Genomic DNA, 25,345 nt, shown 5'->3' with positions numbered 1-25,345 from the left:
ATATAATGACTCGTTCTGGCTGTACTCGACAAATGACAAAGAGTCACATTTTATGGCAATATCATCCACAACTCATCCTATTATGCGAGAAAATTGTCAAAAAAGTTTATGGATGAATGTTAGCTCACGGCCGTTTACATATTCATAAATTTATATCCGACTCCCCATACCGTTTTAATGTATTTAGGTTGCTTGGAGTCTTCCTCGATCTTTTTGCGCAGGTTGCCTATATGCACATCGATGGCCCGGTCGTTCACGAACGAATCGAACCCGCGAACCGCATTAATCAGCTCTTCCCGGCTGTATACTTTGCCAGGATTGCCGATAAACAGCTTCATAATTTCAAATTCGGAAAAGGTCGTCTCCACTTGAGCACCGTTAACATAGAGAGACCGTTTCTCGTAATTTAAAAAAATCCGGTTGGGCGAAGCCGCCTCCGTCGTCTCCACCCTCATCTGCCGGTTGTAGTAGGTCCGCCTGATCATGGCCGCTACCTTGGCGGACAGCTCGCGCATGCTGAACGGCTTGCACAAGTAGTCATCCGCTCCGGCATGCAAAGCATTCACGCGATCCATCACCTCCGTTTTCATGGAGATGACAAGAATGGGCACGGTCGATTTTTTGCGCAGCTCCCCGCACAATTGAATACCGCTAATATCGGGCAGAATAATGTCAAGCAGAATGATATCGGGGACAAACTCCTCCAGAATGGCCAAGGCTTCTTTCCCGCTCTCCGTACGGTTGACGACATAGCCTTCCTCAGACAAGTACATGCAAAGCATATCTCCGATTATGGTGTCATCCTCAATAATAAATACTTTGTACATCAGCGACCACCTTCAAGCAAGGAATAAATAATAATATATCTAACAAATAAGAAATGGTTTGCTCAAACTTTTCTTACATTTTATTGACATTCCATTTCCAGTCATCAAGCGACGCCAGGATTGAGGACAGCTCCTCTTCCAGCACTTGCAGCCCTTCCTGCAGCCCGACAGGCCCTCCGTCTTCTTCAAGCGCCGATTCGATGCCCGCTGCAGCCTCGAACAATCCGTCCGCCGCCAAATTACCGGCAACCCCTTTCAATGTATGAACGGCGCGTTTGGCTTCCGCCACATCACCGCTCGCCAACTGCGACTGAAGCCGGCCCGTGAAGTCGCGGTATTCCCGCTCGAAATGATTCAATATATGAAGCAGTATCGGAAGCTTCCCGTTCAAGCGCTGCAGCACTCGCTCAAGGTGAATGCCGGTTAGATCGGGCAGCGTAAATCCCCTCATCGTCTCGTCGTGCTCCGAGAGCAACGGCTCCCGCTTGCCTACCCATTGCTTCAGCACCCGGATCATCTCATCGAAATTTACCGGTTTAGTCAATATATCATTCATTCCAAGCGAAAAACATAGCTCTCTCTCCTTCGGCAACGCATTGGCGGTCAACGCTACAATCGGCAGCCGATCGTGCCGTTTGTCCGCTCTCAGCCGGCGGGTCGCTTCGTATCCGTCCATTTCCGGCATTTGAATATCCATCAATACCAGATCCCAATGCAGCAGATTCGCATATTCCAATACTTCCTTGCCGTTGCGGGCAACCGTTACGGAGTAGCCTTCGGCTTGGAGCAGCTCTACCACGACCTGCTGATTGATTTCATTATCCTCCGCGAGCAAAATCCGGCCCTTGCGCAGCGCACTGGCTTGCTCCACCGGCGGGGCAGCAGCGGAAGAGGAAGAAGGCTTGTCCCCCTCCGGGCTTACCCGTTCCAAAACCGATCGAATCGTCTGGAACAGCCCCAGCCGGTTAACTGGCTTGACAATGATCGTATCCGGCCGTTCGTCAGCCTGCATGCCGACAATTTCCTCCCGGCCGTATACCGTCGTCATCGCGATGGTGAATACGCCCGCCGAGGCGGCGTAATCTTTGAACTGGAACCACGTATCATGCCCGTACATATCCTCCGCTTCCATATCGAGCAGGACGGCATGATACGGACTTGCCGCTTGCGCCTTCGTCATTTCATCATAGCCTTCGCTCCATGATTCGACGGCCGTAACCTCCAGCGAGAAGGAACGGAGCAGCTCGCAGAGCAGTGCGCGGATGACTTTATGATCCTCTACGACGAGAATCCGATACGGGGCGGCGCTCTCCGGTAAAGACAGCTTGGCGCCTGTCGTATGGACGGCGAGCTCGAACGGCAGGGTGAAGGAGAATCGCGTTCCTTTTCTCTCCTCGCTTCGGACGAGCAGCGTTCCCCCCATCATTTCGATCAGATTTTTGGAAATGACGAGACCGAGTCCGGTCCCCCCGTATTTCCTGCTCGTCGATCCGTCCGCCTGGGTAAACGGCTGGAACAGCTTGCACAAGTGTATCTCATGGATGCCCACCCCGGAATCCTCGACGGTAAATTCGATCCGGATGTCCTTCTTATCGAGGTGCACAACCGTCAGCTGTATGATGATGAACCCTTGCGAGGTAAATTTGATCGCATTGCTGCACAGATTGAGAAGAATCTGCTCCAATCGAAGCGGATCGCCGATCAGGGCATCAGGGAGATCCTCGGGCGTATCGATAATGATATCGATGGATTCCTTCCCCAGCAGCACGCTCATCATATCCGACACGTTGCGAATGATTTCGTCGATATTGAAGCTCACCTTCTCCAGCTCCACCTTGCCTGCCTCGATTTTGGAGAAGTCCAGTATGTCGTTCAGGATACGCAGCAGCGTGTTCGACGAAGCGAGTATTTTGTTGCTGTACTCCTTCTGGGTGCCGCTCATTTCCGTTCTCAGCATTAATTGCGCGAATCCGATAATGCCGTTTAGCGGCGTGCGGATTTCGTGGCTCATCCGGGCCAGAAACAAGCTTTTGGCGTCATTGGCTTCATCCGCCTCCTGCTTGGCCTGGAGCAGCTCCGACTGAATCCGCTTTTGTTCCGAAATGTCCCGTGCGACGACGGAATAATGGCTGACTTTTCCCATCTTGTCCCTATGCGTTACGATAATGAGCGACATCGGGATATGCTGGCCCGCGGTCGTCCGAATCATGGATTCCGTCTCCCAATAGCCCTTCTCGCGCACGGTATCCAACCCTTTGATGAAAAAGTCGAACGAGATGTCGTCTATGTACTGCCTCACCGGCTTCGTATGCGCGTCCAGACGCGTAATGCCGATCAGCTCCATCCCCGCCGGGTTTAAATAAAAGATGTTCCCGTTCGAATCGATGGATGCGATCAAATCCTTGGCCGCCTTCAAAATGCTTAACAGACGGTTGCGCATCTCCTCTGTCTGCTTATACAGCCGGATATCGTGGGCGATGGCGACATATCCGGTCACATAGCCATGCTGATCGCGCATTGGGCTTACGTTAAGGCTGACCGGAAACCGGTTGCCGTCTTTATGGATGTACGTCCATTCGTAATCCTCTGGAGCATGGCGGAGCGACTTGGTCAAAAACACCGAAATGTCGGGCTTCACGTAAATGCCCAGCTCCTCGGTCAGGCGTTCCGAGCGTGAGACAATTTCCTGTTCGTCATGCCAAAGAAACATATCTTCCTTATAGATCATGTCTTCGGCCTGATAGCCCAAAATTTTTTCCGCCGTACGGTTAAAATACGTCACTTTGCAATCCGTGTTAATGACAATAATAGCGTAATCATTTTGATTGATAATGGCATTCAGACGCTCGAATACATTGCGAAGATGGTCAACCATTCCGTTCACTGATTGGGCAAGCGCGCCGATCTCATCCTGCGATTTGAACAGGACGGGACTGACCTTCAGGTTACCGCCGGCGACGTTCTCCGTCACGTTCAAAATTTGCCTGATCTGCGAGACGACTTTGTTCAGGATGAAGAACATAATGATGCCCAGCACGATTTCCGTTATTGCGACGGTAACCATCGTTTTCCAGAACAGCGACTGAAGCGGCTTCTCGAACGATTTCAGCGACACGCAGACGGCCATATACCATTTCGTGCCCGGAATTTCGGAATAAAAAATCAAATGAGGCAAGCCGCCGACATTCGTTTCAACGAAGCCGTACCGTTTCTTGACCAGCTCGGGAACTATGGGCTGAAAATCCGAATCCGGATCCAGCACATTGGAATGCAATATTTTCGTATGATCCGGGTGATAAATAATCGTTCCGTCACGCTCGAACATAATAGTGAGATCGGAAGGGCCGACCATAAAATCCGAAAACCCGCCGAACACCTTATCGGTCAGCAAATCCGCCCTCAGCACTTCCTTAATTCGATAATCCTTGTCGTATATCGGCACTTGCATCGTAATGATCAGCTTCTTGGTTTGCATGTTCACAAATGGATTGGAAACCACATCGTTTCCCCTCATCACGTCGATAAACGCCGCCTCATCCGCAATATGCATGGCCGTTCCGTCAATCTGCTTCAGGCTGCCCTGGGCATCACTGATACCGAACGTGGTGAAATTTCCGGCGGACCGGTCCCGTTCTCTCTTCAAATATTCCAGCCGGTCGGTATCCGTACCGAAACGGAGCAAATCGGTGTGGCTGATGACCTTCACTTCAGCAAGCCGGGTCGAAATCCAGGTCGAAAGGTCTTGCGCCTGCGTCTGCACCTTAGCCCTGGCATTATCCTTGAGCGACTGCAAAATGGACTGCTTGGCCGCCCGATAATTGCTCACTCCAACTAAAGTTAATGAAATACTCGTAATTAGGAGAAACAAAACGCTGATTCGAACGCGCAGCGATGCCTTCATTGGCGCCTCCCCTGATCTTTGGCTTTAGTTCATCTATCAGATCATCCTATCTGTGTCATTGCTTTCATTATAACCCCACCCTGTTGCGAATCCTACCTTCCCAAACGATTTTCGACATCAAACTCGGGAACTTTTTTCACACCTTCCGGTCTTGAAGACAATTTATGGCAAGGGATAAATGAGATGGTGCGATAGCGCTGCCATGGCAATCCCATTCGTATGAAAAAAAAGCTTCGTCTATACCCGTTCCGATGCAACGGATATAGACGAAGCGAGCACCGATCATTTGGAAATGACAGCGAGCCATTCCCGCAAAAACCTCATATCGTCAAGCGCAGCCTCATACAGCTTCTCCTGCTCTTCCCCTTGCCCCGTTCCCTCGACGAACTCCAGCGTGTAGGAGCCGTTGTAGCCCGTCTCCTTCAGCATATCCAATCGCTCCGCCGCTTCGGACGGCTGGGCGGATAGCCTTTGGAACGTCTTGCCGTCAGGCCGGAATTGGACGTGGGCGTGCGTAATGGCCGAGCCCAGATGGCGAAACCAGTCCCTCGGCGAGCCCAGACTATGGAACGGATGAATGATCGCCTCGCAGCGGTCCATCGCCTTCAGCGCGGCTGCGGCAGCCTGCGGCTCCTCCATCACCGTGTTAGGATGGCATTCGCACAGGAGGCGGCAATCGCCCGGAAGCCGCTCCGCCCATTGTTTCCAATTGCGGATATACATAGGCAGGTTCTCCGGCTCCTTGCCGAAGTTGAATTTGACGGCCTTCGCCCCCAGCTTGCGGATGAGCTGAGCCGCCAGCTCCCTGCCCTCTTCTTCTTCATCGTCGAACGATATGTAAGAATTGTATACGGATATGGGCAGAGCGGAGGCGGTCAGCTTGTCCAGCTCCTCTGAGCCCGCGCGGACGGCGTGGTTCTCCCACAGCTCGATCCCGTCGAAGCCGTCCCGCTTCAGCCTGGAAATCCAGTCGCTGACGAGGTACGTAGGCTCTTTCCCCGCAGCCCAGCGGTTTCTTTCCAACAAGATCGTGCCAAAATAAATGCTCCCTGCATCTCGAGTCATAATTCGGATCATCTCCCGATATAGGATGGTTACCTAGCGCCGTTATCCAAGTATTCTTGGTTGAGGCAATGGTTTCCTCCTTCAACCGGCGAAAAAGTGCGTCGAGAGCCCGTTGCAAGAAACAAAAAGAGTATTCGAGCTTGCGCTCGGATACTCTTTTACTGTACCGATTATGCTATCCCGCCTGCACCACATTCTAGCGGATCATCCTTCTATGAAGGTCACTTCGCCCTTAGAGCCGATCGGGACCATTTCGTACAAATATTGCGACATCAGCTCCTGTTCGTTGGGAGGCACGTCGCTCTCGGAATGATAATCAAAGTGAATGACGCCGGTTATCATGTCATATTGGTTAAAGGTCAGCTCGCCGTAGGAGAATATCGAATTGATAGCTTCGAGAATGCCCTCCAAATCCAGCACTCGGTTCAAGGCCGCTTGCATCAGCTCCTCCGGCAGATGGCTCACCTGCGGTACCATGTCCTCCTGGACCAAATGGTAAGGCTTCACCTTGAAGCAGGTGTGCGAGTGCAAATAGTCGGCTGCGAACTGCCTCAAGCTCCGTATGTCCTTATCCGGCAAATGCAGCTCCTCGTTCCAGGCATAAATAGTGGCTCTATGGTTTCCATCCGTATGAATTCTTACGTATCGCAGCTGCGGAAATCGTTGTTTGATCAATTGCTCCGCAAATAGACGGGTTCTCACATGGATCACCTCGTTTCCGATATTGGGCCAAACCTCCTCCATGCTAACGCTTTCATAATTCCATTTTATTAATTGCCGAATAAAAATATACGACGTCCGCCCAGGGAACGAAAAGAAAGGCAGCCGCCCCTTCGCGAAAGGGCGGCTGCCTCACTACTCTTATTCCTCTTCCGGAACCTGCAATCCGAGTCCTTCCGCAATGCGCCGCCCATATTCCGGATCGGCCTTGAAAAAGTGCCCGATTTGCCTTAGCTTGATGTCCTCGCGCTCCACCGGAGCCATGGCGCCGACGATCGTCTGGACGAGACGCGCACGCTCCTCCTCGCTCAATAAACGGTACAAATCTCCCGGCTGGGTGTAATGATCATGATGATCATAAGCCACGCTGTCGGCGCTGCCGGACACCTCAAAGGCCGCCTGCTTGTTCTCCGGCGTTTCCGCCGGTCCGCCGAAGCTGTTAGGCTCGTAATAGACGGAGCCGCCGCCGTTATTATCGAAGCGCATTTGTCCATCGCGCTGATAGTTGTTCACTTCGCTGCGGGCGCGATTGATCGGCAGCGACTGGTGATTGGCGCCCACCCGATAGCGGTGTGCGTCATGATACGCGAACAGCCGGCCCTGCAGCATTTTGTCCGGAGATACGTCGATGCCCGGCACCAGCGTCCCCGGAGAGAAGGTCGCCTGCTCGACCTCGGCGAAGTAATTTTCCGGATTCCGGTCGAGCACCATGCGTCCGACCTCGATCAGCGGATAGTCTTTTTGCGACCATACCTTGGTGACGTCGAACGGGTCGAATCGGTACGTATCCGCGTCCTCCAGCGGCATGATCTGAACACAGAGCTTCCAGGCCGGGAAGTCGCCCGCCGCAATCGCATTGAAGAGATCCTCCGTATGATAATCCGGGTTTTCTCCGGCCAATTGGGCTGCCAGCTCCGGCGCCAGGTTTTGAATGCCCTGCTCGGTTTTGAAATGGTATTTCACCCAAACGCCTTCCCCTGCGGAATTGACCCATTTGAACGTATGGCTGCCGAAGCCGTGCATATGCCGGAACGTTGCCGGTATGCCGCGATCGGACATGAGAATCGTCACTTGATGCAGCGATTCCGGCGACAGCGACCAGAAATCCCATATGGCGTTCGGATTTTTCAGATGCGTCTGCGGATGACGCTTTTGCGTATGAATGAAGTCCGGAAACTTGATGGCATCCCGGATGAAGAACACCGGCGTGTTGTTGCCGACCAAATCGTAATTTCCTTCCTCCGTGTAAAATTTAACGGCAAACCCGCGCGGGTCACGCACCGTATCGGCGGAGCCGCTCTCTCCCGCTACCGTCGAGAAGCGAATGAAGACGGGGGTCCGTTTGCCCACCTCGGATAAAAAGTCGGCCTTCGTATACTTCGTCAGATCGTTGGTCACCTCGAAGTAGCCGTGCGCCCCTGCGCCTTTGGCGTGCACGACGCGCTCGGGAACGCGCTCCCGGTTAAAGTGAGCCAGCTTTTCGAGCAAATGCACATCCTGAATAAGCGTAGGGCCTCGCGATCCCGCCGTAATGGAATTCTGGTTGTCGCCTACAGGAGCGCCCCAGCTGGTGGTAAGCTTGTTCTTGTTCTCGCTCATAATCTCATTCACCTCGTTACAATGATTTGGTGGAGCTGCACTTGAAGCGGTTCCACAATGTCTTACCCAAGCTGCAAAAATATGTATCGCACTAGTGTATATGTATTCAATGATCAAGCCGTTCATTCTTATCGGGATGTCCGTCAGCGCTTGATCACGAAATCCATTTCAATCCAATGACGGATACAAGAATAAGAGCCATACATGCAATACGCCGGTAATCCTTCGCCTCCCCGAAGGCAATCATCCCTGCCGCCGCACTTCCTACCGAGCCGATTCCGGTCCAAATCGCATAGGAGGTTCCCATGGAAATATCGGTCATAGCAAGCGTCAGCAGCGAAAAGCTGGCTATGTAAGCTAACGCCATAAGCAAATAGGAGGACCCGTCACGGCGAACCGTAACCCGCTTCATGGCGATAACTCCAGCTACTTCGCACAGTCCGGCCGAAATAAGGATAATCCAAGCCATTAGACATTCCCCTCCTTGGAGTCTGGAGCCGCCGTTTCTGTGACTAGCTTCAACCCGATGATGCCGGCTGCCAATGTAGCGATAAAAAGCAGCTTGAGCGGGTCAACCGGTTCCCCGAACATCACAATTTCCGTAATGACCGTGCCCGCCGTACCGACTCCGGTGAATACCGAGTACACCGTACCTAAGGGCAGGCGAGCCGCTGCGTCCAGCAGCACCTTGAAGCTGAACAGTATGCAAGCGAAGGTGATAAACCAATGCCACCATGCCGAAGAATGCTTCAAGCCCGCCACCCAGACTACCTCGAAAGCCCCGGCCAACAATAAAAACCACCAATATTTGTTCATATCCGCGATTCCGCTCCTCTCCAAGCTTCGTTTCAGCCCTGTAAAAATTTGCTTGAAATCCAGTGTAACGGATTATCGGCGTGTAGTATAATGATACATATTCATAGATCCATCATTTTTTTTGATACCAAAGGGAGGGCGGAAGCATGGAATTGACGGACCTCAAAGTGTTTGTGACCGTGGCTGAGGAAGGCAATATTAGCGGTGCGGCGCAGCGGATGGATTACGTGCAATCGAATGTGACGGCACGAATCCGGAAGCTGGAATCGGAGCTTGGCGTTCCGTTGTTTCACAGACATCCCAAAGGCGTGTCACTGACGGACAAAGGGGTCGTATTTCGCGAATACGCAGCCTCCATTGTGCAAATGTCGGACGAGGCCGTAAGAGCGGTTCAGGATACGCCCTACCCGAGCGGTCCTCTCTGCATCGGCGTCGTTGACACCTTGAATTGCGGCAGCCTAATGAGAGCGTTGTCCTCCTTTCAATCCCGGCATCCGGAAGTATCGCTGACGCTGCTGACAGGACCCTCCGGCGATCTGCTGGATATGGTACTGAGCCATAAACTGGACGGCGCGTTCGTGACGGGAGATTATCCGCCCGCCAAGCTGCTGTGCGAGCATGCGACCCGCGACGAGCTGAGATTGTTGACGCCGCTCACCGGCGATGAGTACCCGGACCTAGCGGCTTTGAAATGGGCCGTTTCCCCCAAAGGCTGCCCGTTTCGCGCCATCCTGGAGCAATGGCTGCAGAGCATCGGGCTCGCCCTCGACAATATTATCGAGATCAGCTCTTTGGAGACGCTTCTCAGCTGTGTTCGCGCCGGGCTGGCCTCCACGCTGCTACCTGCTTCCGTGCTAAACGGAGATGACGGAACGATCGGGGTGTACCCTGTACCCGAGCCGTTCCGTTATACGAAGACGAGCCTCGTCCGCCGCAACGACCGGTTTACGAGCAAGGCTTTTACCGTGTTTGCAGAGATGGTCAAAGCATCCGGGATGTAGCCCTCATTCTCTGCGCGTCTTTTATGAAGTAAATCTTATACAAAGGACAAAGGAGGGCTTTTATTGAAATTATTTTTAGCGCTGCTAGTATCGTTATCGTCGGTCTACGCGCAGTATAACAAGCCGTTTATTGTAGAGGGGCCGTCCATGGAGCCTACCTATCATGCAAAAGACCGGCTCGCCGTCGATACGACCTATTATCAGGATCATTCGTTCCAGCGCGGAGATATCGTCATCGTACAAGTAAACGAGAACCAGTACTACTTGAAAAGAGTGATCGCACTGCCTGGAGAAACCGTCAAAGTAGAAGGCGATCAAGTATACGTCAACGGGCGGCCGTTAAAAGAGCCATACATACAAAAAGCGGTGGAGGAAGCCGCCAGCCGGGGCGAAGCTTACAACCACCGCAATATGAACGAACGAACCGTACCCGAGAAGACGGTTTTCGTCCTCGGCGATAACCGCTCCAACAGTCTTGACAGCCGCGACCTGGGTCCAATCCCTTTCGAGAAGATCGTAGGCAAGGTCAAACCGTAGACAGTCGTTCAGGATGCGTATACACATTGAAGGAATCGCCGCGGATAAAGCCGATGACCGTAATGCCCAGATCCGAGGCAAGCTGCAGCGCCAGCTGCGTCGGCGCCGACTTGGAGAGCAGGATCCCCACGCCGATCTTGGCCGTCTTCAGCAGCACCTCGGACGACACTCTGCCGCTGAATACAAGCACTTTTCCCTTCAGCGGAATACGGTGCCGCAAGCAGTGGCCGTACAGCTTATCGAGGGCATTGTGCCTGCCGATATCCGTTCGGGCTGTCAGCAGCTCCTCCGTCGTGCACAAGGCGGCGTTATGAACGCCGCCCGTGTTGCGGAAGTCCGATGAAGCGTGCTGTAGCCCGCGCATGAGCGCAAGGCATTGCTCCGGCGTAATCGTTGTCCGGGACATAACCGTTTTGGCCGTACGGGCATCATTATGAAAATAAAACTGGCGGCTCTTGCCGCAGCAGGAGCCGATAAACCGTTTATTGTACCAGTCTTTGCCGGTATTTTGCGCGGCGGCCAGCTGCACATCGGCAAAGCCGCGAGCCTCGTCCAGCGACAGCTTGGCGATATCCTCCATGGTACGGATCATTCCTTCGGAAGCCAGAAATCCGATGACCATGTCCTCCAAATCCGACGGAGAGCAGACGATCGTCGCGAATTCTTCCCCGTCGACCCGGATCGTAAGCGGAAACTCGTCCGCGACCTCATCCTCCTTCTCCTGCAGCCGCCCCGACTCATACTTCAATATTGGCCAACGTGACGTTACCGGACGTTCCATGCCCATCACTCCATTTCCGTCTCAAGCTCGGCGATCCGCTTCTCGACATACTTCGTATCCTTGAAGGCGTGATAGGTTTCCGCCTTTTCCACCACGGCAGCAATGTTATATTCGGGTATGCCCGCATGCGGCTCATATACGCCTTTCGGAATCAGGCTGTTGCCCTCCGGCCAGTGAACGCCGATATTGCCGCGGCGAATTGCCGCCGGCTTGGCGCGCCCGTGCAGCAAGCCGTACCGGTTATAGACGACAACGGCGTCCCCTTCCCGCAGCCCGAGACTGGCCGCGTCCTCGCCGTTGATCAGCACATCGTACCGGTCCGCATTGTTGAACGGATCGATATCGCTGTAGATCATCGAGTTGAACTGCTTGCCGCGGCGCGTCGTTACCATGAAGTGCCCTTCCGGCTTGCGCAGCTCGGGCAGCTCGATCGGGATGAGCTGTCCGCGTCCGTCGGGCGTCGGACAGACGCCGCCCTCGCACAGCCACGCTCCGCCCCATTGGAACACATCGCCGCGTTCCGCCAAATGCTGAACGCCGTCGTAATACGGGACGGCCTGAGCAATTTCGCGGCGGATGCCCTGCGCATCGCCGAATCCGATGCGCCGCTTGTTCTGCGGATCGACGCGGACCGCCAGCTCCGCATAGATCGCCCACTCCGCCCGCGCTTCCCCGATTCTCGGCCCTTTGATTTCGGGCGAGAAGTAGACCATCCGCTCCGTCGACGTCGACGTGCCCCCGCCCGGCTGCTCGTACCGGGTCATCGCCGGCAGCACCAGGACCGCTTCGCGCGCGTCGGCCAACGTCGACGTATTCAGCACGATATCCTGATGCACCCGGATATCGACGCTCTCCAGGCAGCGCTGTACGAAGGCCGGGTCCGGCATCGTCTCGAGAAAGTTGCCGCCGGACGTGTAGAACAGCTTCAACTTCCGCTCGTGATCCTGCGGCAGCAGCGCATTCTCCAGCGAGACGCCGACGATGTCGCCCTGCCATGCCGGCAGCTCGAAGCCCCACAGCTTCTCGATGCGGCTCCGGTCCGCCGCCTTGTAATCGCCGCCCGGCAGGCTGAACGGGTCGGCCCCCATCTCGCCGGAGCCCTGGACGCCGCTATGACCGCGAATCGGCATGAGGCCGCAATGCTCGCGGCCGAGAAATCCCCGCAGCAGCGCCAGATTGGCTACCTGCGAGATGTTGTCCGTGCCGAACCGGTGCTGGGTCAGCCCCATGCTCCAGACGAAGACGGCGGATTTCGCCTTCGCAAGCAGGCGGGCAAACTCCAGCATCCGTTCCCGGCTGAGCCCCGAGGAGCGCTCGAGCTGCTCCCATCGCTGCTTCATGACATGCTCTCTCAAGGCGGTATAGCCGTTCGTGTGCTCATTCACGAACGCGCGGTCGATGGCGCTGCCGGGGGCTTCCATCTCCATCTCGAACCAATGCTTCATGACGCCGTTCATGAACGCAATGTCGCCGCCTATGTTCACCTGGTAAAAGTCGTCGGCGAGCCTCGTTCCGAATAAAGCGGATTCCGGAATGGAAGGAATCCAATACTGTTCCATCGACGGCTCATAGTACGGATTGATGACGATAATTTTCGTTCCTTTCCGCTTGGCCGCGTACATATATTTGGTCGAAACCGGCTGGTTGTTGGCGGCTACGCTGCCCCAAAACACGAGCACGTCGGTGCCGATCCAGTCCTTGTAGTTACAGCTGGAGGCGCCTATGCCCACGGACCGCTTCAGCGCCGTCTTTGAAGGAGAATGGCAAATGCGCGACGCGTTGTCGATGTTGTTCGTGCCGAGGAGCCGGGCGACTTTGGCCGCCGCATAGTAGCTCTCGTTCGTAATCCCGCGCGCCGTCAAATAGAAGGCCAGCTGCTTCGGGTCGATCGAGCGGATCTTCGCCGCGATCATCTCCAGCGCTTCGTCCCAAGTCAGCCGGGAGAAGCGCCTCTCCCCTTGGCGCCGGATCAGCGGATACGGGATGCGCCCGAGCTTGCGCAGTGCCGTGCTGTCGAGCCGGGCCAGCTCGTCGATGTCCCGGTGCAGCTCCTCCGGCTTGATTGCGGGCATCGTGCTAAGCCGGAGCACGTTCAGACGCGTCGTGCATAGATGCGGGCCTTCCAATGTCCGGTCGTACAGGCCGGACACGCCGAGAGCGCAGCCGTCGCATACGCCCTGCGTCAGAATGCGGTAAGCATAAGGCAGCTGATCGCGGTTCTCCCAGGCGATCTTCGCCGTTTCCTTGATATGGTGCGGCTTCACCCGCCCGAGGCCGAAAGGCGCTTTGCTCACCCACAGCTTCGGATCAGGCTGTTTGGGAAGCTTGATCGGACCGGTGTGCTTCGTTGTTCCCATCTTGTATCCTCCTATGAACTCAAATAAAAAGCCGCAGCAGACAAGCCCTCTTATCGCAAAAAATAAAGGGTAGGTCTGTTGCGGCGGTTAGTCTTAAGCAGGGTCGCTGCCAAGTGCCAACGGCACATTATGATGGATGCTACATGATGCTCAGGTTATTTGAATAATCGTCATTGCTCATGAGCCTGTCAGACTCATAAATGTCTCGGAGCGGCGAATTTGCTTTCGATGTCCTGATCGAAGACGAAGATGGACATGCCGAAATCTTTTTCCAAATCGATGTCTACATATAATTCCAGGAAACGGGCGCCGAGCAGCTGCTCCATCTCTATCGGCGGGTTGTTCTTGTACATTTCCTTTACCATCTCGGTCCTCGCGGAACGCAATACCTGCTTTCCGTCCGCTGCCGAGGCGATAAACTTCTCAACGGGCGAAAGGTTCCCCTCCATCTCGCAAATAGCCCAGCACTTGCAAAATGTCGTGCGGATTTCCCGCGGACCTTTGCCCATATGACGCTTTCGAAACGCTTTCACTAAATTGCTGAATTCCGCTTCCGTTTTGTTCATATCGGGACGTCCTCATTTACCGGATTTACATCCAAATTTTATCACGGAGTTCAGGTTTGTTCAATGGATGCGGCAAAAAGAGGGTTCCCTTACACATATCCCAGCTCAGCTCGATTAAGCAGGATCCGGCGTGTGCGGCTGCTATTTTTCGAGAATTGCAGAATGCTCTTATCTATGTAAAATGGCTAGAGATGACGGGCATTTATTGAAGTTTCATAGAGCCGCTGGAAGACTTTGTGCCATGAAATGCGCCTTGGCCCATGCTACAATGAAATGGCTCCGAACGATCCGTACCGGATTATTGGTCATGGACACCGGAAGCAAAACTATCAAAATTAAGGCCGAAGCTTAATAGAAAGCACGGGGGATCCATTCCATGGGGTGAAGCCGCCTATTGCGGCAGGGTGATTGCTCTTTGACCCGAATCCGTCAGCTAACCTCGTAGGCCGCGAAAAGGAGAGGATTTTTTTGAATCGTTTCAAAAAAGTTGTTTTGACAGGTGTACTGGCTTTGAGCCCGATTATCGGCGTGAGCGCTGCATCTGCGGCTCCGTTAAATACAATTTCCGATAGCACGCTGTCCAGCTTGACCAAGCAATACGGCATTGACCTGAATTCTTTGCTGCAAGGACAACAAGGCCAGTGGCATTCTATCCCTACTGGCAGCAATAACGTTTATGCCGGTGGATATTGGACTCAAATTCCTGTCGGCAATGGCAACGGCAGCAACAATGATTGGAACTGCAACTTCGGCATTCCTTCCGTGAATCCTGGTAACGGCGCCGGTCAAGGCAATGTCGACGATGGCGGCACAGCTGACAACGGCAGCGAGGATAACGGCGGTACCGTCGACAACGGAAACGTTGACAATGGCGGCGATACCGGCAATGTCGACAACGGATCCGCTAACGGCGGCAATACCGGCAGCGGCAGCACGGGAAATACAGGCAGCGGCACGGTCAACGAAGGCACTAGCGAGCAATCCGCATTCGCTACCGAGGTCATCAACCTGGTAAACCAAGAGCGCGCCAAAGCAGGTCTGGGTGCCCTGACAGAAGACAAAGCTTTGTCCAATATGGCACTTGATAAGGCAAAAGACATGTACAATAACAACTACTTTGATCATAATTCGCCGACCTACGGTTCTCCGTTCGACATGATGAAGACTTACGGTATCAGCTACTCTTATGCCGGCGAGAACATTGCTAAAGGTCAACGCAGTCCGCAAGAGGTTATGAACTCCTGGATGAACAGCCCTGGGCACCGTCAAAACATCATGAGCCCTAACTACACCAAAATCGGCGTTGCTTACTACAACGGCGAGTGGGTACAAGAATTCATCGCTAACTAATACGGATAGTATCAGACAGCCTCGTATGCTTTATGCATCGGGGCTTTTTTCTGTTTTCCGGGTGCTGTTCACTCATGAAAGGACGGTATATCGGGACAGATAAAAGTTGAATTTTTAGAATATTCGAACATTTTGTAACCGTTTGCATATACATATAGCATAATCTGCATTTAGCTATTTCTTTCGGGAGGTGTAATCATGGCGGTTCGTCATTTGCTGGCTGCGTTGATTGGTCTCTTGTTTATTTTCGCTCCGTTCTGGATTGATTTCAATCATGAAGGTGCGGTTGTTACGAGCATCGTTGGAGGAACGATTCAAGCGGTAGCTTCTTTCCTCGGCTTTATGCTGAAGAAATCAGGCTGGGGTTCGTGGCTGAACTGGATTTCCCTAATGGCCGGGGTCTGGTTCATTATTTTCCCTTTCGCGTTCTTGACCGGTTTTGCGGATTATGTGGTTTATATCGTCCTAGGCATAACCACAGTAATGCTCAATTACTATACCATGAACGACGAATTGTGAATTGTAAGCGCTGCAATCTATTTTGATAGTCCCGGTTTATATACAGGCGGCTTTTTTTCCTTTATTCTGGAAAGGTAGTGATCCAGGAAATGGAGGATGATCGTTATGGAAACATCAGCATCATCAGTAGCCGCTTACTTTCTGCAGGATACCATTCAAACCTTTCGCAGCATGAAAAAGCTCGCCGACCGTGCCATGGAGCAGCTGGAAGCTTCTCAGTTCCGAGCCGCGCCCGATCCTGAATCGAATTCCATGGAGATCATCATTAAGCATATGCACGGCAATATGCTGTCGCGTTGGGCCGATTTCCTTACTTCCGACGGAGAGAAGCCGACCCGGGACAGGGATGGCGAATTTGAATCGGGAGCGTTGGATCGGGAACAGCTGCTGCAGTTATGGGAGGAAGGCTGGAGCGCGCTGTTCGCCGCTTTGGAAGACCTCGGGCCGGACGATGTGCTCCGTACCGTGACGATTCGCGGAGAAGCCCATACGGTGCTGCAAGCGATCCAGCGTCAGGTGTCCCATTACGGCTACCATGTCGGCCAAATGGTATACTTGGCGAAGCATCTCCGAAGCGCTCATTGGCAGACGCTGAGTATAGCCAAGGGCCAATCCCGAGGCTTCAAGCCTTAACTCAATCAGGGCCGCAATCCTTACTATGGAGTGCGGCTTTTTGCTTTTTGCTTTTTGCTGCGCATCGATAGAGATGAGTTAAAGGCTTTCTCAATGAATGCTGTTTTTCTCGAAGTTGCCTCCCAGTACATCGGAAACCTGCTGGATCGAAATAAACGCCCGTTCGTCAATTTCCTGCACGATCGACTTGAGCTTCGAAACCTCCAGCCTTGTAACCACACAATAGATCATTTGCGTGTCTTCCTGCGAGTATCCGCCCTTGGCATAAATATAGGTCGTGCTGCGCCCTAAACGGCTAATGATGGCGTCCGATATCTCTTGATATTCGTTCGAAATGATGGTGACCGATTTGGATTCGTCCAACCCTTGCACTACGATATCCATAACCCGCGATGCAATATAGTATGTAAAAATCGAATACATCGCCGAATCCCATCCGAATACGAAGCCGGCTATAATAAAAATAAACACATTGATAAACATAATGATCTGTCCGACGGACATGCGGAACCGCTGGGATAGTAAGATCGCGACAATTTCGGAGCCGTCCAGCGAGCCGCCGAAACGGAGCACCAGTCCGATACCCGCGCCGAGAATGAGTCCGCCGAACAGCACCGCCAAAATCTTTTCCGTCGTAAACGGCTCGACATGATGCAAAAATGCGGTGACCACCGACATGAGCCCGATCGCGTATAGGGTGGAAAAAGCGAAGGTTTTGCCGATTTGCTTGTAGCCGATCACCAGAAACGGGACGTTGATGAAGAAAATATACAGACCCAGCGGCAGCGAGGTCAGCGCCGATAACACGATGGATATCCCGGTAATGCCGCCGTCGATAATTTCGTTCGGAACGAGAAAAATTTCGAGGGCAACCGCCATCATCACAGCGCCGATGGAAATAAAAATAAACTTCTTCACGAAATCGGCGGCTTTCATCTTTTTATGCATTCGCGCCATGCTCTTCCTGCTCCTGTCGTTTTTCTTTTTACCATTCCCCCATCGATTCAAAATCATGTTCACTAGGCAGGCTACGGTTAGCCCCAAAAAGAAAACCCTTGCCTCGAGGCAAGAGTCGGTGTCAGTTTAACGTGAAGCTTTGTCAAATTTGTCTGCAAAAGCAGCCACTCTACGTAATGCTTGTCCGCTTGATTGCAGCATGTGTTACAGCTTCAGCTCAATTAATTCCGGGCTGCGCAATAGTCCGTGACGCGTCCAGCCTATGCTTTTCACTTTGGCTTGAATTTGCGGCATCAAGTAGACGAACTGCTCGTCTTCCCCGGATACAAGCGCTTTGCTGAGCTTTTTGAATGCTTTTCTGTGCTTTAAATGAACGCCCTGCTCCAGCATGCCGGCCGGCCGGCAAACGCCTTCCTCTTCCTTCGATAGAAGCCAGCCGAAGCCATCCTTGCGGTAACCCGTTATAGCAACTTCCTCATGACGGTAATTCATAATTTTAATCCAGTCGTGCGACCATCTGGAAACGTACGGACTGCTTTTGCGCTTCGCTACCATACCTTCCATATGACGTTCCACAATGGTACGGTATAAAGCTTCACCATGGCCGTCCGTTTGCGGAACGAGACGAAACGCCTCATTTTCGGGCAGCACCGACTCGAGAATCGCGCGGCGCCTTACGAGAGGCAATCCCCGCAAATCTCTCCCTTTATAAAATAAAATGTCCCAAACATGATATTGTGCCGGTTTTTGCAACGAAAAGGAATGAATCTTCCGAGAGTCGGCAAGCATCAGCCGCTCTTCGGCCAATCCGGCAGCCTCCGCTCCCGTTTCCGCATCAATACAGCTCACTTCGCCGTCCAATACGATGTCGCCGTCCGCAGGAACGTTCAACAGCTCGGGATATTGCCGCGTGCATTCGCGCCGTTCCCTTGTGAAAAGCCGGGTCTCTGCACCGTTTCTCGATAATAGCAATCTATGCCCGTCGATTTTGGGCTCGAATACATAGGCCTGATCGGAAAAGGGCTTTTCCCTGGCATCCATACGCATGGGAGAGATAAACATAACCATCACCTAATGTCCATTTTAACATGAATAATAGCTATGAATAATTAGGGAATAGTTGGGGGAACATAGAATTACTCTATTAGGAAAGGAAGTTAAAATATGGCTAGTGGTCAATCCAGAAGCAGCAATCAGATCGTTGTTCAACAGGCGTCGAGCGCATTGGAGCAGTTGAAATATGAGGTTGCACAGGAGCTTGGCATTCAAATTCCGCAGGATGGATATTATGGCTATATGGCTACCCGGGATACCGGCGCCATTGGTGGTCATATGGTCCGCCGCTTGGTGCAAATCGCAGAGCAGCAGCTTTCCGGCAATCAGTTTTCCGGCAACCGCTTCTAAAACCGCATAACCTATGCCAATGAACAACCCGTCGACCTTCGGCGGGTTGTTTTTTCCTGTATATACCTTCCTCTTCGGCAGAAATTTTGTTGCAAATACAACAAAAATACGATACTCTTTTCTTACGCACTTGAAAAATACCATATTCGCGGAGTTGACAATATGAAGGAAGTTTTACGTGAGGTTGGAATGATCGCCAGGTCACTGGATTCCATAAGCAATATAGAATTTAAACAATATGACCTTACGAAAGGTCAATACCTGTACCTCGTGCGAATATGTGAAAATCCGGGCATTATTCAAGAAAAGTTAGCCGAAATGATTAAGGTAGACCGGACAACAGCTGCTCGTGCTATAAAGAAGCTTGAGCTGAACGGATTTATTGAGAAAAATGATGATCCCCATAACCAAAAAATTAGAAAACTGCTTCCTACGGAAAAAGGAAAGGCCGTTTACCCTTTTATAAAAAAGGAAAACGATCATTCCAATAAGGTCGCACTATCCGGATTGTCCGAAGATGAAGCGGACACCCTGTTTAACCTGCTGCAAAGAGTCAGAAAAAATGTAGAAAAAGACTGGGAATTTGTAAAAAAGGGAAACAAGAGGAACTACTGATTAAGGAGACAAATAACATGACTATAAATATTAAAAAGTGTACGGTTGAGGATCTGGGCATACTCCAAGAAATTAGTGTTGCAACATTTAATGAGACATTTAAGCATCAAAATTCACCTGAACATATGAAAGCCTACTTGGAAAGAGCATTTAACTTACCTCAACTAGAAAAAGAACTATCGAATATGTCTTCGGAATTCTATTTTATTTATTCTAATGAGGAAATGGCCGGATATTTAAAAGTAAACACCGGTGATGCTCAATCCGAAAAAATGGGCGATGCTTCGCTCGAAGTAGAGAGGATCTATATAAGGAGCACATTTCACAAACAAGGGCTCGGTAAGTATCTAATCAATAAAGCTATAGAGCTAGCGATAGAACGGAATAAGGAGAGCATCTGGCTAGGGGTCTGGGAAGAAAATGCGAATGCCATTGCCTTTTATAACAAAATGGGGTTTATTCCAACAGGATCCCACTCTTTCTATATGGGTGATGAAGAACAAATAGATATTATCATGACCAAAACTCTCGCATAGCGTATCTCTGACAGTTTATTCCCAGTCGACACCATTATGTAAAAGAGATTTCTTCCATGGTTGGATTGGTCGGTGTAGGTGTGAGTAAGCCGGCTCCTTATGGCGGGGCCGGTTTTTCTATTTCTGGAATGACCTTCCGTAAACAACCAGCCTTGCAAGCAAAAAAATGATAAAATGATATTGTATAAACAGAAAGGCGGAGAAAATATGGTACAAGCTTTCGTCATTGCACCTGGAACGTATACAGCTTTCGAATCCGAGTCGGAGCTCATCGACAAATGCAAAGAATGGGGCTTGCTTTCCGAGAAAGCGGCCAAAACCAAGACGTTTTACTACAAAGGAAGCGGCCTGAACGTTGTCTGCAGCATCGTAGGCTACGTCGACAAAATGACCGCCGTCATTGAGTTCGAGGACAAGCGGCAGCACTGCATTCATCCCTCCTATTTGAAGGAGATGCAGGCGTCAAGCTTCGGACAGCGATTTATATCCGCGGCTGAGGAGCCTGCCGAACCGGAAGCCTCCGCGGTTGCAGAGGAGCAGCAGGACACAGCGGCTGCCGAGCTGCCGGCGAGTCAAGCGGCTGAAGCGGAAGCACCAGCCGAGGATGTCGCTAAATCTGAAGAAGGAACCAACGGTGAAACGCAGGCAGCCGAACCCCCAAAGGCAAAAGCCAAGAAGGAAAAGGCGGCCAAAATTCAGCTCCCTGAGGAAAAGGTCAAAATGACCGCTACCGTCAAGGAGTTTACGACAGTGCCTAACCATTTCTCCGACACGGACGATGAGGTCGTCATTTATGAGGAGGTTTCCATAACAGAGCCGGAAACCGCACTGGGCGAAGCCTGGTCCAGCTACAGCGCCACGCTCAAGAAGCTGGAGCTCGAGGTCGGCGATATCTTGACGTTTGAAGCCAAGGTTGTAGCGAAAAAGCTAACCAAGCATCCGGTCCCTTATAAGATCAACAACCCGGCAAAGCTCCAGAAGCAAGACGCCTGATCTATCGGAGGAGCCGTGAGGACAACGAAAAAAGTGCTGCTGGACACGGATATCGGCGGAGATATTGACGATGCGCTATGCTTGGCTTATTTGCTTCGCCACCCTTCCTGCGAATTGATGGGGATCACTACCGTCAGCGGCGAAGCGGAACGAAGAGCGATGGTTGCCGATGCGATCTGCCGGGCGGCAGGCAGACATATTCCTATTATGGCCGGGGCGGACAAGCCGCTGCTTCCGAGCCCGGTATATCCTACTCCGGACGGCGCTAGCAGACTATCGAATTGGGAGCATGGGACTTTTTTTCCCAGTTACCAAGCCGTCGATTTCATGCGAAAAGTGATTCGTGACCATCCGCACGAGATCTCCCTTCTGGCTGTAGGTCAGCTTACCAATGTAGCCGTATTGTTTTTGACCGATCCGGAAATCCCCATGCTGTTGAAGGAATTGCATGTGATGAGCGGCGTTTTCTCTCAAGAGCTGGAAGCGAGTGCCGATATGCCTATGGGCAACTGGAATTCATGGGCCGATCCTCATGCCAGTGCCATCGTATATAACACCCAAGCCCCTATCCACATCACTTACGGACTTAATGTGACGACTCAGCTCGTGCTGCAAAAGGACGAGCGCCCCGATCTATTCCGTTCCCGGCTTATGAGATGCGTGGAGGATTTCGGGACGCCTTGGCTGGAGCGTCATCACATGACGTTTCACGATCCGCTTGCCGCAGCTTGTTTATTCGAGCCTGGGCTATGCAAATACCGGCGTGGACTGGTGGAAGTAGACACGGTTCACGTGGACCGGTGGGGAATGATGAGCTTCCGCGAAGACGGGAATGGGCTCTACACCATTGCTTCATCGGTAGATCGCGATGCATTTTTTGCGCATTACTTCTCCGTCGTTTGCTGAGCATGCGTCGGCTGCCAGGCCAACCGCTTCGTTTCGGTTGGCCTTCCCAATCCAGATAATATTCCTTGACAGGAATATTCCGATTAAGGTATATTCAGGGCATAGGCTGCGTTTTGCCGTGTCTTGGTGGGAGAGCAACTGACCCCCTATAGTTGGATGTGCAAAGCGAGGCTCCTTGCTCAGTACTTCATGAAATGGTTTATTGATCGGGGTCCCGGCGCCTGGCAGCCTCCCGCCCCCTTGCTGTCGGTTACTTGGGTGAAAAAGGCTATTGGGGGCATGCTATCGGACACCACTTCTGTTTAGAGAATATGATGTATGTTTTCGGAAGAATCGGACACCACAGCCGATTGGGCAATAACACTGTTTGGCACGCATCGGACACCACATCCGTTATTCGGTCATTTTTGCGCCTTGTGTGGCTGATTTTCGTCAAATAGCGGAACTGTGGTCCGCTGACTGTTATGTTTGCTGCATTTTTTCCGAAATAACGGATCTACGGTCCGATCCACACATCAGGCATTCTAACGGTGCTTGGAACCGGTGCAGCTTTTTACGTACCCATCATTCTTCCCTTAAGCTTAACCTGTTATTGGCAATAAGAGTCCAAGCCTTCGTACCTTAGGAAGCCGGAATGGTTGCGACTCAACCCGATTCTACCCGCTGCCCATCGGCATTAACTCTGTGAATTTTAAACGACCATCATATGGAGGGATGATTGATGATAACGAACTTTATTACGGATGCTGAGAAGCCTGAGCTGGTCATCACGCGTGAGTTTCGCGCTCCCCGCGAGCTTGTGTTCCAATTATGGACCGAGCCTGAGCATTTGAAGCAATGGTGGGGACCGACTGGCTTTGATCTCGGAGTCTCCCAATTGGACCTTCGTCCGGGCGGAATATTCCATTACAGCATGAAATCGCCCGACGGCTTTGAAATGTGGGCCAAATTCGTCTATCGCGAGATCGAAGCGCCGGAACGTATTGTATACGTGAACTCGTTCTCGGACCCGGAAGGCAACACGATTCGCGCCCCATTCGAAGGCCATGAAACCTGGCCGCTCGAAACATTGTACACGTTGACGCTTTCCGAAAGCGACGGCATAACAACGGTCACGCTGCGCGGAGAACCTATTCATGCGACAGAGGAAGAGCGCCGCACTTACGCAGCCGGCTTCGACTCCATGAAGCAAGGCTTCAGTGGGACGTTCGACCAGTTGGCCGATTACTTGGCCCGCGTCCTATAAGGCTGTACAACAAAGCCATCGCCTGAGTTCACACTCGAGCGATGGCTTTTCTCACTTTGTTAGCTGTTATGCTCTTCGGCTTGTTTACCCCAGCTTCACTTCTCCAAGATTAGCCCCTTTGGCAAATAGACGCTCAATCTTCTTCTCTACCTCAGGATCCGGTATTAACGGCGGTGCTTGATGCGGTTTGGTCCGAGCGTCAATAATTACATTATCGCAAGCCCAATGCTTGAATTCATAGCCGCTGTTCACCCCGTAAATGTCATGGGACGGGTTGCTTCGTGTGAATGTGACCCATAGAAAATTGCTGAGGCTGGCACTTACAAAAGAGCTATTGTCGCACAGGACGATCATCGGGCAGGACGAGATCGGTCCCTTCGCCCGGATAGCCTCGCAGAAGCTCTGCATTTCCCGCTCCGCTTCCGCGTAGCTTGCAAAATCAGGACCTTGAATAGCCACGACGCCCGGCATGACCAATCTGGCATTCTCATAGCCGCGGATTTCCTTCAGCTCATCAGGGACCTGCTTGCACAGCTCTCTCTTCGTGTCGCCATACGCCGCGAATACGACCTTGCTCCCGCTATTTAACCCGGTCCCCGAATAATCCAGCGTATCGATGGTCGTATTCGTATAAAAATGAATGTCGCGGCGCAAATCAATCCGCTCCAAAATATAGGTCAGAAAATCGACTTCGTCATGCGTCGTTAACGGGCGATGCTCTTCCGCCGTAATGAACAAATATTTAGCCAGACTCAGCTGGCCTGTACCCAATATCCGGTTGGCAATCGTCAGCATTTCGGTCGGCTGCTTCACTTGCTGGTACGGCGTGTACCGTTCGCTGCCAATGGCGAACAGCAGCGGATGAACGCCTGCGGCATCGACGGCATGAACTTCCTTGACGCCTGGGATTTCCTGCTTGATCGCATCACCCGTCAGCTCGTGGATAAGCTCGCCGAAGGACGTGTCCTCCTGCGGCGGACGGCCAACGACGGTAAACGGCCAGATGGCGTTCGGCTTCGCGTACACTTTATGAATTTTCATCACCGGAAAAGGATGAGTCAAACTGTAATAGCCCAGATGATCGCCAAAAGGCCCTTCCGGCTTCGTATCGTTCGTATGAATCTCGCCGGTGATTACGAAATCGGCATCGTTGCTGATGCAGAAGCCGTCGATATAGCTGTAGCGGAAACGGCGTCCCGCCAGCATTCCGGCAAAGGTCATCTCGCTTAAGCCTTCCGGCAGCGGCATGACGGCCGACAACGTATGGGACGGGGGCCCGCCTATGAAGATGCTTACTTTTAACGGCATGCCCTTTTTGTTCGCTTTGTCCTGGTGAATGCCGATCCCGCGGTGGATTTGATAATGAATCCCGACCTCTTTATTCAGCTCGTAATCATTGCCGTTCAGCTGGACGCGGTACATGCCCAGGTTGGAGTTCATAATTCCGGGCTTGTCCGGATCTTCCGAATAAACCTGGGGGAGCGTGACGAAGGCTCCTCCGTCCATCGGCCAATGCTGGATGAGCGGCAAATCGGAGATGCTGATTTCTTGCAGAGCTACCGGTGTGCTGTCCGAGGTTTTCATAGGCAGCGCGTTCCATGCCGTCAACCCGGCTCCTATATGCTTGAACGGATTTTTCAACGCTTTCATAGGATCGTTGCGCAGTGCGATGACGTTCTGCGCGGCTTCCCACGTTTCGCGGAATATAAATTTGCTGCGCTCTATCGTGCCGAACAAATTGGAGACGGTCCGAAATTTCGAGCCTTTCACATTTTCAAACAGCAGCGCCGGTCCGCCGGCCTCGTAAACCCGCAAATGAATCGCGGCCATTTCCAGATAAGGGTCGACTTCTTCACGAATACGGACCAAATGACCGTTCGCTTCCAGATCGACGATGCATTCTTCCAAATTACGATACATAAGAATAACTCCAATCTCCAGAGTTTGCTGTTTCTAAGTTAAACCGAATTCCAAGCCGTTGTCAAACGCAGGCGGACATTCGAAAAAACGCAGCCG

General features: G+C 52.3%; 24 protein-coding genes and 1 riboswitch. Of the genes, 11 read left to right on the top strand and 13 right to left on the bottom strand.

The annotated features are described in order from the left end of the window. Positions 1-134: 134 nt before the first annotated feature. From ACFQ88_RS09740 to ACFQ88_RS09710, 7 genes are all read right to left on the bottom strand, one after another. On the bottom strand, positions 135-827 hold the full coding sequence (locus ACFQ88_RS09740; protein WP_379453967.1) for a response regulator transcription factor: 693 nt from the start codon (positions 825-827) through the stop codon (positions 135-137). Positions 828-900: 73 nt separating this feature from the next. Then, positions 901-4,728: a response regulator gene (locus tag ACFQ88_RS09735; protein WP_379453966.1), complete on the bottom strand. Its 3,828-nt coding sequence runs from the start codon at positions 4,726-4,728 to the stop codon at positions 901-903. Between the two features lie 282 nt (positions 4,729-5,010). Further along, positions 5,011-5,793: a sugar phosphate isomerase/epimerase family protein gene (locus ACFQ88_RS09730; RefSeq protein ID WP_379453965.1), complete on the bottom strand. Its 783-nt coding sequence runs from the start codon at positions 5,791-5,793 to the stop codon at positions 5,011-5,013. A 204-nt stretch (positions 5,794-5,997) separates the two neighbouring features. Then, positions 5,998-6,495, bottom strand: a complete 498-nt coding sequence (locus tag ACFQ88_RS09725; protein WP_239633317.1) for a hypothetical protein — start codon at positions 6,493-6,495, stop codon at positions 5,998-6,000. Positions 6,496-6,654: 159 nt separating this feature from the next. Continuing rightward, complete coding sequence (gene katA / locus ACFQ88_RS09720) at positions 6,655-8,112, bottom strand: catalase KatA (protein ID WP_379453964.1); 1,458 nt, start codon at positions 8,110-8,112, stop codon at positions 6,655-6,657. Positions 8,113-8,266: 154 nt separating this feature from the next. After that, entirely contained in the window at positions 8,267-8,581 is a 315-nt protein-coding gene (locus tag ACFQ88_RS09715; protein ID WP_239633313.1) for a DMT family transporter, read from the bottom strand. Further along, positions 8,581-8,928, bottom strand: coding sequence for a DMT family transporter (locus ACFQ88_RS09710; protein WP_379453963.1), 348 nt, complete (start codon positions 8,926-8,928; stop codon positions 8,581-8,583). The genes ACFQ88_RS09715 and ACFQ88_RS09710 overlap by 1 nt, the downstream gene beginning before the upstream one ends. A gap of 146 nt (positions 8,929-9,074) precedes the next feature. On the opposite strand from ACFQ88_RS09710, the gene ACFQ88_RS09705 reads away from it, so the two are divergent. Together ACFQ88_RS09705 and lepB are read left to right on the top strand one after the other, a co-directional pair. Next, positions 9,075-9,929, top strand: a complete 855-nt coding sequence (locus ACFQ88_RS09705) for a LysR family transcriptional regulator (RefSeq protein ID WP_379453962.1) — start codon at positions 9,075-9,077, stop codon at positions 9,927-9,929. Between the two features lie 63 nt (positions 9,930-9,992). Continuing rightward, positions 9,993-10,466: a signal peptidase I gene (gene lepB, locus ACFQ88_RS09700; RefSeq protein WP_239633307.1), complete on the top strand. Its 474-nt coding sequence runs from the start codon at positions 9,993-9,995 to the stop codon at positions 10,464-10,466. Here the strand turns inward: lepB and fdhD are convergent. From fdhD to ACFQ88_RS09685, 3 genes are all read right to left on the bottom strand, one after another. Then, entirely contained in the window at positions 10,456-11,247 is a 792-nt protein-coding gene (fdhD, locus tag ACFQ88_RS09695; RefSeq protein WP_379453961.1) for a formate dehydrogenase accessory sulfurtransferase FdhD, read from the bottom strand. The two genes, lepB and fdhD, sit on opposite strands and share 11 nt — an antisense overlap. A gap of 5 nt (positions 11,248-11,252) precedes the next feature. Further along, the gene (locus ACFQ88_RS09690; protein ID WP_379453960.1) at positions 11,253-13,604 is read right to left on the bottom strand and encodes an FdhF/YdeP family oxidoreductase; all 2,352 of its coding nucleotides are present in this window, start codon (positions 13,602-13,604) and stop codon (positions 11,253-11,255) included. A 194-nt stretch (positions 13,605-13,798) separates the two neighbouring features. Beyond that, a complete protein-coding gene (locus ACFQ88_RS09685; protein ID WP_379453959.1) occupies positions 13,799-14,170 on the bottom strand; it encodes a Na-translocating system protein MpsC family protein in 372 nt (123 codons plus the stop codon). 329 nt (positions 14,171-14,499) lie between these two features. Beyond that, a riboswitch (cyclic di-AMP (ydaO/yuaA leader) is annotated at positions 14,500-14,633 on the top strand. Positions 14,634-14,638: 5 nt separating this feature from the next. Between ACFQ88_RS09685 and ACFQ88_RS09680 the strand changes: the two genes are divergently transcribed. The 3 genes from ACFQ88_RS09680 (at position 14,639) to ACFQ88_RS09670 (ending at position 16,672) form a co-directional block, all read left to right on the top strand. Next, positions 14,639-15,520, top strand: a complete 882-nt coding sequence (locus ACFQ88_RS09680; protein WP_379453958.1) for a CAP domain-containing protein — start codon at positions 14,639-14,641, stop codon at positions 15,518-15,520. A 198-nt stretch (positions 15,521-15,718) separates the two neighbouring features. Then, on the top strand, positions 15,719-16,039 hold the full coding sequence (locus ACFQ88_RS09675) for an SPW repeat domain-containing protein (protein ID WP_379453957.1): 321 nt from the start codon (positions 15,719-15,721) through the stop codon (positions 16,037-16,039). A gap of 105 nt (positions 16,040-16,144) precedes the next feature. Then, positions 16,145-16,672 (top strand): DUF1572 family protein, encoded by a 528-nt coding sequence (locus ACFQ88_RS09670; RefSeq protein ID WP_379453956.1) that lies wholly within the window; start codon positions 16,145-16,147, stop codon positions 16,670-16,672. 90 nt (positions 16,673-16,762) lie between these two features. Here ACFQ88_RS09670 and ACFQ88_RS09665 read toward each other — a convergent pair whose 3' ends face one another. After that, the gene (locus tag ACFQ88_RS09665; RefSeq protein WP_379453955.1) at positions 16,763-17,629 is read right to left on the bottom strand and encodes a YitT family protein; all 867 of its coding nucleotides are present in this window, start codon (positions 17,627-17,629) and stop codon (positions 16,763-16,765) included. 204 nt (positions 17,630-17,833) lie between these two features. After that, a complete protein-coding gene (locus tag ACFQ88_RS09660; protein WP_379453954.1) occupies positions 17,834-18,691 on the bottom strand; it encodes an ATP-dependent DNA ligase in 858 nt (285 codons plus the stop codon). A 102-nt stretch (positions 18,692-18,793) separates the two neighbouring features. On the opposite strand from ACFQ88_RS09660, the gene ACFQ88_RS09655 reads away from it, so the two are divergent. The 6 genes from ACFQ88_RS09655 (at position 18,794) to ACFQ88_RS09630 (ending at position 23,329) form a co-directional block, all read left to right on the top strand. Then, complete coding sequence (locus ACFQ88_RS09655; protein ID WP_239633289.1) at positions 18,794-19,033, top strand: alpha/beta-type small acid-soluble spore protein; 240 nt, start codon at positions 18,794-18,796, stop codon at positions 19,031-19,033. A 162-nt stretch (positions 19,034-19,195) separates the two neighbouring features. After that, positions 19,196-19,648, top strand: a complete 453-nt coding sequence (locus ACFQ88_RS09650) for a MarR family winged helix-turn-helix transcriptional regulator (RefSeq protein WP_239633287.1) — start codon at positions 19,196-19,198, stop codon at positions 19,646-19,648. 17 nt (positions 19,649-19,665) lie between these two features. Continuing rightward, on the top strand, positions 19,666-20,184 hold the full coding sequence (gene paiA / locus ACFQ88_RS09645; protein WP_239633284.1) for a spermidine/spermine N(1)-acetyltransferase: 519 nt from the start codon (positions 19,666-19,668) through the stop codon (positions 20,182-20,184). A gap of 207 nt (positions 20,185-20,391) precedes the next feature. Further along, positions 20,392-21,177 carry a hypothetical protein gene (locus tag ACFQ88_RS09640; RefSeq protein WP_379453953.1) on the top strand — a complete coding sequence of 262 codons (786 nt, stop codon included), beginning with the start codon at positions 20,392-20,394 and terminating at the stop codon, positions 21,175-21,177. Positions 21,178-21,192: 15 nt separating this feature from the next. After that, positions 21,193-22,083 (top strand): nucleoside hydrolase, encoded by an 891-nt coding sequence (locus ACFQ88_RS09635; RefSeq protein ID WP_379453952.1) that lies wholly within the window; start codon positions 21,193-21,195, stop codon positions 22,081-22,083. A gap of 721 nt (positions 22,084-22,804) precedes the next feature. After that, complete coding sequence (locus ACFQ88_RS09630; protein ID WP_379453951.1) at positions 22,805-23,329, top strand: SRPBCC family protein; 525 nt, start codon at positions 22,805-22,807, stop codon at positions 23,327-23,329. A gap of 84 nt (positions 23,330-23,413) precedes the next feature. Here ACFQ88_RS09630 and ACFQ88_RS09625 read toward each other — a convergent pair whose 3' ends face one another. Next, positions 23,414-25,249 (bottom strand): UbiD family decarboxylase, encoded by a 1,836-nt coding sequence (locus ACFQ88_RS09625; protein ID WP_379453950.1) that lies wholly within the window; start codon positions 25,247-25,249, stop codon positions 23,414-23,416. Positions 25,250-25,345: the final 96 nt, after the last annotated feature.

The organism is Paenibacillus sp. NPDC056579 (assembly GCF_042793215.1).
In the GTDB taxonomy this organism is placed as follows: Bacteria; Bacillota; Bacilli; order Paenibacillales; family NBRC-103111; genus Paenibacillus_S.
This window is presented reverse-complemented; position numbering and strand designations above follow the sequence as displayed.

Bases quoted from the DNA above. Each gene is read 5' to 3' on its own strand.
- ACFQ88_RS09665 (WP_379453955.1), bottom strand. From the start codon at position 17,629: ATGGCGCGAATGCATAAAAAGATGAAAGCCGCCGATTTCGTGAAGAAG.
- ACFQ88_RS09710 (WP_379453963.1), bottom strand. From the start codon at position 8,928: ATGAACAAATATTGGTGGTTTTTATTGTTGGCCGGGGCTTTCGAGGTA.
- ACFQ88_RS09715 (WP_239633313.1), bottom strand. From the start codon at position 8,581: ATGGCTTGGATTATCCTTATTTCGGCCGGACTGTGCGAAGTAGCTGGA.
- ACFQ88_RS09705 (WP_379453962.1), top strand. From the start codon at position 9,075: ATGGAATTGACGGACCTCAAAGTGTTTGTGACCGTGGCTGAGGAAGGC.
- ACFQ88_RS09735 (WP_379453966.1), bottom strand. From the start codon at position 4,728: ATGAAGGCATCGCTGCGCGTTCGAATCAGCGTTTTGTTTCTCCTAATT.
- ACFQ88_RS09640 (WP_379453953.1), top strand. From the start codon at position 20,392: ATGGTACAAGCTTTCGTCATTGCACCTGGAACGTATACAGCTTTCGAA.
- ACFQ88_RS09675 (WP_379453957.1), top strand. From the start codon at position 15,719: ATGGCGGTTCGTCATTTGCTGGCTGCGTTGATTGGTCTCTTGTTTATT.
- ACFQ88_RS09660 (WP_379453954.1), bottom strand. From the start codon at position 18,691: ATGTTTATCTCTCCCATGCGTATGGATGCCAGGGAAAAGCCCTTTTCC.
- ACFQ88_RS09630 (WP_379453951.1), top strand. From the start codon at position 22,805: ATGATAACGAACTTTATTACGGATGCTGAGAAGCCTGAGCTGGTCATC.
- ACFQ88_RS09730 (WP_379453965.1), bottom strand. From the start codon at position 5,793: ATGACTCGAGATGCAGGGAGCATTTATTTTGGCACGATCTTGTTGGAA.
- paiA (WP_239633284.1), top strand. From the start codon at position 19,666: ATGACTATAAATATTAAAAAGTGTACGGTTGAGGATCTGGGCATACTC.
- ACFQ88_RS09685 (WP_379453959.1), bottom strand. From the start codon at position 14,170: ATGAACAAAACGGAAGCGGAATTCAGCAATTTAGTGAAAGCGTTTCGA.
- ACFQ88_RS09690 (WP_379453960.1), bottom strand. From the start codon at position 13,604: ATGGGAACAACGAAGCACACCGGTCCGATCAAGCTTCCCAAACAGCCT.
- ACFQ88_RS09740 (WP_379453967.1), bottom strand. From the start codon at position 827: ATGTACAAAGTATTTATTATTGAGGATGACACCATAATCGGAGATATG.
- ACFQ88_RS09670 (WP_379453956.1), top strand. From the start codon at position 16,145: ATGGAAACATCAGCATCATCAGTAGCCGCTTACTTTCTGCAGGATACC.
- ACFQ88_RS09655 (WP_239633289.1), top strand. From the start codon at position 18,794: ATGGCTAGTGGTCAATCCAGAAGCAGCAATCAGATCGTTGTTCAACAG.
- ACFQ88_RS09625 (WP_379453950.1), bottom strand. From the start codon at position 25,249: ATGTATCGTAATTTGGAAGAATGCATCGTCGATCTGGAAGCGAACGGT.
- katA (WP_379453964.1), bottom strand. From the start codon at position 8,112: ATGAGCGAGAACAAGAACAAGCTTACCACCAGCTGGGGCGCTCCTGTA.
- fdhD (WP_379453961.1), bottom strand. From the start codon at position 11,247: ATGGAACGTCCGGTAACGTCACGTTGGCCAATATTGAAGTATGAGTCG.
- ACFQ88_RS09650 (WP_239633287.1), top strand. From the start codon at position 19,196: ATGAAGGAAGTTTTACGTGAGGTTGGAATGATCGCCAGGTCACTGGAT.